Genomic DNA, 8,886 nt, shown 5'->3' on the forward strand with positions numbered 1-8,886 from the left:
CAGAGCCGAGCGGGAGCAGGGCCGGTGCCGTTCGCTCATCCATTTGTGCCCTGTTGGTATTCCCGGGGCGTGCAACCGAACTCCCGACGAAACACCGTGTGCAGGTACTGCGCCGACTTGAAGCCGCAATTGCGGGCGATATCGGCGATCGCCGAATCGGTGTTTTCCAAGCCGCTGGCCGCCGCCTTCAGTTTGAAACGCAGGATTTCGTCGTGGACGCTGCACCCACGCGCCTTGCGAAAATGCGCTTCCAGGGATGAACGCGACACACCGACATACGCCGCCACCTGGGCGGTCTTGATGCCCTGGCAGGCGTATTGGCGGATGAACAACAGGGCCTGCATGACATAAGGATTGCCCAGCGGCTGGTGCAAGCTCGACGCCTGCACGTTGATCGCCTCCGGCGGGATCAGCACTTGCGTGCCCGTGGACGGCATCCCATGCAGCATCTGGTGGAGCAGTCGCGCGGCGGTCCGGCCCATGGTTTCGGTGCCCTGCACCACCGAGCTCAGCGGTACCCGGGTCAGGCTGCGGGTCAACGGATCGTTGTCGATGCCGATCAATGCCACCTGCTCCGGCACGGCGATGCCGGCGGTCAGGCAAGCCTGCAACAACTGCCGGGCCCGCGCGTCGCTGACGGCGATGATGCCGATGGGTTTGGGCAGGCTTTGCAGCCAGGCGATCTGCTGCTCGACGGCGCTGTCCCACAGTGGCGCACTGGTGCCCATGCCGCGATAGACCTCGGCCTGCAGGCCATCGCGCTGCATCAATCGGCGAAAGGCTTTCTCCCGTTCCTGGGCCCAGCGATTGGCTTGGGATTCCGGCAGGCTGAAGCAGGCGAATCGCGTCAAACCGGCTTCGATCAGGTGCTCGTAGGCCAACTTGATCAGCGCATGGTTGTCCGTGGCGACATAGGGAATGCCCTTGGGATAAGCGCGCTCGTCCTGGTACGAGCCGCCCACCGCCACCACCGGCATCTTGATCCCGGCCAGCGCCTCGCCAATCAGTGGGTCGTCGAAATCGGCAATGATCCCGTCGCCCTGCCAGCGCTCGATCCCTTTCAACCGACAGAGAAAATCTTCCTCGAGAAACAGGTCCCAGGACGCGCGGGTACTGCTCAAGTAGTTACCGATGCCGCTGATGATGCCACGGTCGTAGATCTTGCTGCCGTTGAACAACAGGGCGATGCGGTGGACGGGCGGGACTATTTTCATTGTGTGAACCCTGGGCCGGTGGACAGAGACTAGGCGTGCGAGCGGCGAATCTCAATACTCAAAATCGAACTGTCCTTTGGTGATTTTCATAATCAGCAGGCCCAGGGCCGGCGTTAGTATCAGGGCACCGCCAAGAATAAAAAGGAAACCGTCCATGCCGTACTTCCCCAATGTCCAGCCCATTCGCTTCGAGGGCCCAGGCAGCGACTCACCGCTCGCCTTCCGTCATTACGATGCCGACAAGATCGTGCTAGGCAAACCCATGCGCGAACACCTGCGCATGGCTGTCTGCTACTGGCACACATTCGTCTGGCCAGGGTCCGATGTGTTTGGTGCCGGCACGTTCAAGCGCCCCTGGCAGCACGCCGGCGATCCGATGGAGCTGGCGATCGGCAAGGCTGAGGCGGCATTCGAGTTTTTCTCCAAGCTGGGCATTGATTACTACTGCTTCCACGACACCGATGTCGCGCCGGAAGGCCAATCGCTCAAGGAATACCGCAACCATTTCGCGCAGATGATCGATCACCTTGAGCGTCACCAGGAACAGACCGGGATCAAGCTGCTCTGGGGCACCGCCAACTGCTTCAGCAACCCGCGTTTCGCCGCCGGCGCCGCCAGCAACCCGGACCCGCAGGTCTTCGCCTGTGCCGCCGCGCAGGTGTTCAGCGCCATGAACGCCACCCAACGGCTCAAGGGTTCCAACTACGTGCTGTGGGGCGGTCGCGAAGGTTATGAAACCCTGCTCAATACCGATCTCAAGCGTGAGCGGGAACAGCTGGGCCGGTTCATGCGCATGGTGGTCGAGCACAAATACAAGATCGGCTTCACGGGCGACCTGCTGATCGAGCCCAAGCCCCAGGAGCCGACCAAGCATCAGTACGATTACGACACCGCCACGGTGTTCGGCTTCCTGCAGCAGTTCGGCCTGGAGAAGGAGATCAAGGTCAACATCGAGGCCAACCACGCGACCCTGGCCGGACACAGTTTCCACCATGAAATCGCCACGGCGGTCTCCCTGGGGATCTTCGGCAGCATCGACGCCAACCGGGGCGATCCGCAGAACGGCTGGGACACTGACCAGTTCCCCAACAGCGTCGAGGAAATGACCCTGGCCACTTATGAAATCCTCAAGGCCGGGGGCTTCGGCAACGGCGGCTTCAACTTCGATTCCAAGGTCCGTCGCCAGAGCGTCGACGGTGTCGATCTGTTCCACGGCCACGTCGCGGCCATGGACGTGCTCGCCCTGTCCCTGGAGCGCGCAGCCGCCATGGTGCAGGACGATCAGTTGCAGAAATTCAAGGACCAGCGCTACGCCGGCTGGCAGCAGCCGTTCGGCAAGGCCTTGCTCGCGGGTGACTACAGTCTCGAATCCCTGGCCGAACACGCATTCACCAACGAGCTGAATCCGCAAGCGGTGAGCGGTCGGCAGGAGATGCTCGAAAACGTCGTCAATCGCTTCATCTACTCATGACAGCGGACGATTTTGCGGGCACGGGGTGGCTGTTACATTCGCGCGACAAATCTGTGCCCGCAACGCCAAGCAACGCTCTACAGTTCTACCGGCATCACGTTCATCGTCAGGCAGTGTCTTTCAAAAAACAATAAAAGGACGCACCACCATGAAAACATTCAAACGTACCCTGCTCGCCGGCGCGCTCGCCCTCCTGTCGCTTCCCGTCATGGCCGACGCCGCCCACCCGAAAATCGGTTTTTCCATCGATGACCTTCGCCTGGAACGCTGGTCGCGAGACCGCGATTACTTCGTCGCGGCGGCGGAAAAACTCGACGCCAAGGTCTTCGTGCAATCGGCGGACGCCAACGAGCAGAAGCAGATTTCCCAGATCGAGAACCTGATTTCCCGTGGCGTCGACGTGATCGTCATCGTGCCGTTCAACGCCACCGTGCTGACCAATGCCGTCGCTGAAGCCAAGAAGGCCGGGATCAAGGTCGTGTCCTACGACCGGCTGATTCTCAACGCCGACATCGATGCCTATATCTCCTTCGATAACGAAAAAGTCGGCGAGATGCAGGCCGGCGGTGTGTTGAAGGCAGCGCCCAAGGGCAACTATTTCCTGCTGGGCGGCGCGCCGACCGACAACAATGCGAAGATCCTGCGCGAAGGCCAGATGAAGGTGCTGCAACCGGCCATCGACAAGGGCGACATCAAGATTGTCGGCCAGCAGTGGGTGAAGGAATGGAACCCCACCGAAGCCCTGAGCATCGTGGAAAACGCCCTGACCCGGAACAACAACAAGATCGATGGCATCGTCGCCTCCAACGACGCCACCGCCGGCGGTGCGATCCAGGCCCTGGCCGCGCAGAAGATGGCCGGCAAGGTGCCAATCTCCGGGCAGGACGCCGACCTGGCGGCGGTCAAGCGCGTGCTCGACGGCACCCAGACCATGACGGTCTACAAGCCGCTGAAACTGATCGCCTCTGAAGCCGCCAAGCTCTCGGTGCAACTGGCGCGTAACGAGAAACCCACCTACAGCTCGCAGTACGACAACGGCAATAAAAAGGTCGACACCATCCTGCTCACGCCTACTGCGCTGACCAAGGACAACATCGACCTGCTGGAAAAGGACGGGTTCTACACCAAGGCGCAGATCGCCGGGCAGTGACCTGACCAGGCAATCAAACGAAAAACTGTGGGAGCGAGCTTGCTCGCGATAGCGGCAGTACATCCAACATTGATGCAAGCTGAACCATCGCCATCGCGAGCAAGCTCGCTCCCACAAGTTCAGTGATGCCCGGAGCCTTTTTATACGAGCCCTCGCCATGTCCGAATACCTGCTGCAAATGAACGGCATCGTCAAGACCTTCGGCGGTGTCAAAGCCCTCAACGGCATCGACATCAAGGTCAGGCCGGGGGAATGCGTCGGCCTCTGCGGCGAGAACGGTGCCGGCAAATCCACCTTGATGAAAGTCCTCTCGGCGGTCTATCCCTACGGTACCTGGGAGGGTGAAATCCTCTGGGACGGCCAGCCGCTGAAGGCGCAATCGATCAGCGAAACCGAGGCCGCCGGGATCGTGATCATCCATCAGGAATTGACCCTGGTCCCCGACCTGTCGGTGGCCGAAAACATCTTCATGGGCCACGAACTGACATTGCCCGGCGGACGCATGAACTACCCGGCGATGATCCGCCGCGCCGAAGCCTTGATGCGTGAACTCAAGGTGCCGGACATGAACGTCTCGCTGCCGGTCTCGCAGTACGGCGGTGGCTACCAGCAATTGGTGGAAATCGCCAAGGCCCTGAACAAACAGGCGCGCCTGCTGATCCTCGACGAGCCCTCCTCGGCCCTGACTCGTTCGGAAATCGAAGTGCTGCTGGACATCATCCGTGAGCTCAAGGCCAAGGGCGTGGCGTGCGTCTACATTTCCCACAAGCTCGACGAAGTGGCCGCCGTGTGCGACACCATCTCGGTGATCCGCGACGGCAAACACATCGCCACCACCGCCATGGCCGACATGGACATTCCGAAGATCATCACGCAAATGGTCGGGCGGGAAATGAGCAACCTCTACCCCACCGAACCCCATGAAATCGGCGAGGTGATCTTCGAGGCGCGCCACGTCACCTGCTACGACGTCGACAACCCCAGGCGCAAACGGGTCGATGACATTTCGTTCGTGCTCAAGCGCGGCGAAATCCTCGGCATCGCGGGGTTGGTCGGCGCCGGCCGCACTGAGCTGGTGTCAGCGCTGTTCGGTGCCTACCCCGGTCGCCACGAGGAGGAAGTCTGGCTGGAAGGGCAGCGTATCGACAGCAGCACGCCGCTCAAGTCGATCCGCGCCGGCTTGTGCATGGTCCCCGAGGACCGCAAGCGCCAAGGCATCATCCCAGACCTCGGCGTCGGCCAGAACATCACCCTGGCGGTGCTGGAGAACTTCTCGAAGATGACCCGCATCGACGCCGAAGCCGAACTGGGCAGCATCGACCGGGAAATTTCGCGCATGCACCTCAAGACCGCGAGCCCATTCCTGCCAATCACCAGCCTTTCCGGTGGCAACCAGCAGAAAGCCGTGTTGGCGAAGATGCTCCTGACCAAGCCCCGGGTATTGATTCTCGACGAGCCCACCCGAGGCGTGGACGTCGGCGCCAAGTACGAGATCTACAAGCTGATGGGCGCGCTGGCGGCCGAAGGCGTGTCGATCATCATGGTCTCCTCGGAGCTGGCCGAAGTGCTTGGGGTGTCCGACCGCGTGTTGGTGATCGGCGAGGGGCAACTGCGCGGCGATTTCATCAATCAGGAACTGACCCAGGAACAGGTGCTTGCCGCCGCGCTCAGCCATCCCGAAAGCAATAACAACAATGATCGGAAGTCCGCGTAGATGAATCAGGTCAAACAAGTCTTCACCCGCTACAAAATGCTCGCCCTGGTGATCGCCGTGGCGGTTATCTGGCTGTTCTTCAGTTGGCAGACCGAGGGCGGCTTCCTGACCCCGCGCAACCTCTCCAACCTGCTGCGGCAGATGTCCATCACCGGCATTCTTGCCTGCGGCATGGTGCTGGTGATCATCAGCGGCGAGATCGATTTGTCGGTGGGTTCATTGCTCGGTTTGCTGGGCGGGCTGGCGGCGATACTGGATGTGGTCTATCACATTCCGTTGCTGGCAAACCTGAGCCTGGTCGTCCTGTGCGGGCTGATGATCGGCCTGGCCAACGGCTACATGACCGCCTACCTGCGCATCCCTTCTTTCATCGTCGGCTTGGGCGGCATGCTGGCGTTTCGTGGGATCCTGCTGGGCATCACCGGCGGCACCACCATCGCCCCGGTGTCACCGGAGCTGGTGTATGTCGGCCAGGGTTATTTGCCCCACGCGGTCGGCACGGGCCTGGGCGTGTTGTTGTTCGCGCTGACGCTGTTCCTGACCTGGAAACAGCGCCGCAATCGCGCCCTCCACGGTCTGGCAGCTCATTCACTGGTGCGTGACGTGGTGCGGGTGGTGTTGATCGGCGCGGTGCTGGCCGGGTTCGTCTACACGCTCAACAGCTACGACGGGATTCCGGTTCCGGTCCTGCTCCTGCTGGTCCTGCTGGGGGTGTTCAGCTACGTGACCAGCCAGACCGTGTTCGGCCGGCGCGTCTACTCCGTGGGCAGCAATATGGAGGCCACGCGCCTGTCCGGGATCAACGTGCAGGCGGTGAAACTGTGGATTTTCGGCATCATGGGCGTGATGTGCGCCCTCGCCGGCATGGTCAACACCGCGCGCCTGGCCGCTGGCTCGCCCTCGGCCGGCAACATGGGCGAACTGGACGCCATCGCCGCCTGCTTCATCGGCGGCACGTCCATGCGCGGCGGTTCCGGCACGGTCTACGGCGCGCTGCTGGGGGCGCTGGTCATTACCAGCCTCGACAACGGCATGTCGATGCTCGACGTCGACAGCTACTGGCAGATGATCGTCAAGGGCAGCATCCTGGTCCTGGCCGTGTGGGTGGACGTCAGCACTCGCACCGCACGACGCTGATCCACTCCGATGCGGGGCGGCCAGGGATGGGCGCCCCGCTCGCCCGTCATGATTGGTCACAATCCGTGTGCAACGCCTTCACTCCTGGGCGCTTGATGGGATATCGGCAGTCAATATGCTGTGGGCAGACCCGCCAGGAATGAAGAAGAGCCTGCATGAACAGCCCCCGAACGCTTTATCAGAAGCACATCGACAGCCATACCGTATGCTCGCTGGATGACCAGGGCCACGTGCTGCTGTACATCGATCGCCAGGTCGCCAACGAATACACCAGCCCACAAGCCTTCAGCGGCCTGCGCGAAACCGGCCGCGCTGTCTGGCGGCCGAGCGCGACACTTGCAGTGGTCGATCACGTCAACCCGACGGCGCCCCAGCGTATCGCAGCCATGCCGGATGCCGGCGGCGCCCGGCAGGTGTCGTACTTCGCGGAAAACTGCCGCGACTTCGGCATCGAGCTGTTCGATGTGCTGGACAAACGCCAGGGCATCGAGCATGTCGTCGCCCCTGAGCAGGGTTTCATCCTGCCGGGCATGGTGGTGGCCGCGGGCGACAGCCACACCACCACCTACGGTGCGTTGGGGGCTTTTGGCTTCGGCATCGGCACGTCTGAAATCGAGCATTTACTGGCGACGCAGACGCTGGTCTACAAGCGCCTGAAAACCCTGCGCGTCACGGTCAACGGCACGCTCGGCGCAGGCGTAACCGCCAAGGACATCATCATGGCGCTGATTGGAAGAATCGGTGCCTCGGGCGCCACCGGCTATGCCATCGAGTTCACTGGCCCGGCGATCACCGCCCTGAGTGTCGAAGCCCGGATGACGATATGCAACATGGCCGTGGAAGCGGGCGCGAGGGGTGCGTTCATGGCACCGGATGACAAGGTCTTCGCCTACCTGCAAAGCAAACCGCGCGCGCCCCGTGGCGAGTTGTGGGAGCGGGCCGTGGCCAAATGGCGAGCGCTGCACAGCGATGCAGGTGCAGTCTTCGACCGGGAAGTGCTGCTTGATGTCGGTGCGCTGGAGCCCATGGTCACTTGGGGCACCAGCCCTGATCAGGCTGCAGCGATTGGCAGTCGTGTACCTGACCCTTCGGCAGAACCCGACCTGATCCTGCGCCAAGGCCTGCAGCGCGCGCTCGATTATATGGGCCTTGAGCCAGGCATGCCGCTCGCCGACGTGGTGATCAACCATGCCTTCATCGGCTCGTGCACCAATGCGCGGATCGAAGATTTGCGCGATGCGGCACGGGTCGTACAGGGCAAGCACGTTGCCGCCCACGTGCGGGCGATGATCGTGCCCGGCTCGACCTTGGTCCGTGAGCAGGCCGAAGAAGAAGGCCTGGCGGCGATATTCCGCGACGCCGGTTTCGAATGGCGTCAATCCGGCTGCTCGATGTGCCTGGCGATGAACGATGACGTGCTGGCCCCCGGGGATCGCTGCGCCTCCAGCACCAATCGCAACTTCGAAGGACGCCAGGGCGCCGGCGCCCGCACCCATTTGATGAGCCCGGCCATGGTGGCCGCCGCCGCGATTGCCGGTCACTTGACCGACGTTCGTCCACTGTTGCCGGAGGCCTGAAGCATGCAACCTTTCACCATCGTACGCGGCACCGCCGCGCCGCTGCTGGCCGCCAACATCGACACCGACGTGATCATGCCCAAGCAGTTCCTCAAGGGCATCGACCGCAACGGGCTGGACCGTGGCGTGTTCTTTGACTTGATGTGGCTGGAGGCTGGCGTTCCCAACCCTGAATTCGTGCTCAACAAACCTGGCTGGCGCGGTGCAACGTTCCTGGTGGTGGGTGAGAATTTCGGCTGCGGCTCAAGCCGGGAACACGCGGTGTGGGGCCTGAAGCAAATCGGCATCCGGGCGCTCATCGGCAGCAGCTTTGCGGGGATCTTCTACGACAATTGCCAGCGCAACGGGGTGTTGCTGATTCAACTGCCTGAAGCGCAGCTCAGGAAAATCACACAAACGATCAGCCGCGCCGAAACCGCCAGCATCAGCGTCGATCTGCCGGCGCAACAGATCCGATTGGCGGACGGCGAGACGATTGCCTTCGAGATTGATGAGCTGCGCAAGCAATCCTTGCTGCTCGGGTTGGATGCCATTGGCACGACGCTTCAACGAGCGGAGCAGATTCGCCGCTTCGAGAGCCGGCACCTGGCGGATAATCCTTGGCTGTAGCGCAAGGAAGGACT

The 8,886-nt window shown here is 62.1% G+C and carries 7 protein-coding genes; 6 read left to right on the plus strand and 1 reads right to left on the minus strand.

Translation table 11 applies throughout. The annotated features are described in order from the left end of the window. Positions 1 to 35: 35 nt before the first annotated feature. On the minus strand, positions 36 to 1,214 hold the full coding sequence (locus OC610_RS15495; protein WP_264428830.1) for a XylR family transcriptional regulator: 1,179 nt from the start codon (positions 1,212 to 1,214) through the stop codon (positions 36 to 38). A 154-nt stretch (positions 1,215 to 1,368) separates the two neighbouring features. Here OC610_RS15495 and xylA point away from each other — a divergent pair, with 154 nt between their 5' ends. The 6 genes from xylA to leuD all read left to right on the plus strand — a co-directional run bounded on the left by xylA (position 1,369) and on the right by leuD (position 8,872). After that, complete coding sequence (gene xylA / locus OC610_RS15500) at positions 1,369 to 2,685, plus strand: xylose isomerase (RefSeq protein ID WP_264428832.1); 1,317 nt, start codon at positions 1,369 to 1,371, stop codon at positions 2,683 to 2,685. A 148-nt stretch (positions 2,686 to 2,833) separates the two neighbouring features. Next, a complete protein-coding gene (xylF, locus tag OC610_RS15505) occupies positions 2,834 to 3,835 on the plus strand; it encodes a D-xylose ABC transporter substrate-binding protein (RefSeq protein WP_264428833.1) in 1,002 nt (333 codons plus the stop codon). Between the two features lie 157 nt (positions 3,836 to 3,992). Further along, positions 3,993 to 5,549, plus strand: coding sequence for a D-xylose ABC transporter ATP-binding protein (gene xylG / locus OC610_RS15510; RefSeq protein ID WP_264428835.1), 1,557 nt, complete (start codon positions 3,993 to 3,995; stop codon positions 5,547 to 5,549). Then, the gene (locus OC610_RS15515; protein WP_030140558.1) at positions 5,550 to 6,686 is read left to right on the plus strand and encodes a sugar ABC transporter permease; all 1,137 of its coding nucleotides are present in this window, start codon (positions 5,550 to 5,552) and stop codon (positions 6,684 to 6,686) included. A gap of 155 nt (positions 6,687 to 6,841) precedes the next feature. Further along, positions 6,842 to 8,263, plus strand: a complete 1,422-nt coding sequence (gene leuC, locus OC610_RS15520) for a 3-isopropylmalate dehydratase large subunit (RefSeq protein ID WP_264428838.1) — start codon at positions 6,842 to 6,844, stop codon at positions 8,261 to 8,263. Positions 8,264 to 8,266: 3 nt separating this feature from the next. Next, the gene (gene leuD / locus OC610_RS15525; protein WP_264428840.1) at positions 8,267 to 8,872 is read left to right on the plus strand and encodes a 3-isopropylmalate dehydratase small subunit; all 606 of its coding nucleotides are present in this window, start codon (positions 8,267 to 8,269) and stop codon (positions 8,870 to 8,872) included. The last annotated feature ends 14 nt before the right edge of the window (positions 8,873 to 8,886 follow it).

This window comes from Pseudomonas agronomica (genome assembly GCF_025917275.1).
In the GTDB taxonomy this organism is placed as follows: Bacteria; Pseudomonadota; Gammaproteobacteria; order Pseudomonadales; family Pseudomonadaceae; genus Aquipseudomonas; species Aquipseudomonas agronomica.

Excerpts from the sequence above, each read along its gene's own strand:
- OC610_RS15495 (WP_264428830.1), bottom strand. The coding sequence starts at position 1,214 with ATGAAAATAGTCCCGCCCGTCCACCGCATCGCCCTGTTGTTCAACGGC.
- xylA (WP_264428832.1), top strand. The coding sequence starts at position 1,369 with ATGCCGTACTTCCCCAATGTCCAGCCCATTCGCTTCGAGGGCCCAGGC.
- leuD (WP_264428840.1), top strand. The coding sequence starts at position 8,267 with ATGCAACCTTTCACCATCGTACGCGGCACCGCCGCGCCGCTGCTGGCC.
- leuC (WP_264428838.1), top strand. The coding sequence starts at position 6,842 with ATGAACAGCCCCCGAACGCTTTATCAGAAGCACATCGACAGCCATACC.
- OC610_RS15515 (WP_030140558.1), top strand. The coding sequence starts at position 5,550 with ATGAATCAGGTCAAACAAGTCTTCACCCGCTACAAAATGCTCGCCCTG.
- xylG (WP_264428835.1), top strand. The coding sequence starts at position 3,993 with ATGTCCGAATACCTGCTGCAAATGAACGGCATCGTCAAGACCTTCGGC.
- xylF (WP_264428833.1), top strand. The coding sequence starts at position 2,834 with ATGAAAACATTCAAACGTACCCTGCTCGCCGGCGCGCTCGCCCTCCTG.